This window comes from Lactobacillus nasalidis (assembly GCF_016587775.1).
GTDB classification, from domain to species: domain Bacteria; phylum Bacillota; class Bacilli; order Lactobacillales; family Lactobacillaceae; genus Lactobacillus; species Lactobacillus nasalidis.
Genome location: NZ_BOCG01000264.1, coordinates 1 through 626 on the forward strand (window position 1 = coordinate 1; position 626 = coordinate 626).

Consider the following 626-nt stretch of genomic DNA (forward strand, 5'->3'; position numbering starts at 1 on the left):
GTCGACCAGGGCAGTCGAGTCGGCCGAACAGATGAAGACCGGGACGCCGGATTTGGTGGCCATATCGGCAGCCTTGATCTTGGTTGCCATGCCGCCAGTGCCGTTGCTTGAACCAGCCCCGCCGGCCATGTCGAAGATCTTCGGCGTGATGTCATTGATGACGGGAATCGGCCGGGCATCCGGATTCTTGCGGGGGTTGTCGCTGTAAAGGCCGGGCACGTCGGTCAGCAGCACCAGCAGGTCAGCCTTCAGCAGGGATGCCACCTGGGCTGAAAGGGTGTCATTGTCGCCAACCTTCAGTTCATCGATCGCGATCGTGTCGTTTTCGTTGATGATCGGGATGACGCGCCGGTTCAGCAGCACGTTCAAGGCCGTCTGGGCGTTTTGGTAGCGGCGCTGGTCGGCAAAGTCGTCTTGAGTGAGCAGGATCTGCGCTGAGACAACACCCTGAGCCAGCAGGCTGCGGGTGTATTCCTCGATCAGCAGTCCCTGGCCGACGGCCGCGGCGGCCTGCTTGTCGGCAACTTTCTTGGGTCGTTTGTCAAAGCCGAGGCGGCGGAAACCGGCCGCGATGGATCCTGAAGTTACCAGGACCAGCTTGTAGCCGGCCTGGTGCAGCTGAGCCA

The 626-nt window shown here is 61.5% G+C and carries 1 protein-coding gene; it reads right to left on the minus strand.

Features of this window, described 5'->3' with window-relative positions; translation table 11 throughout:
* Positions 1–626: glutamate 5-kinase (gene proB, locus lacNas_RS04635; protein ID WP_201346639.1), on the minus strand; the 626-nt coding region annotated here is incomplete at both ends.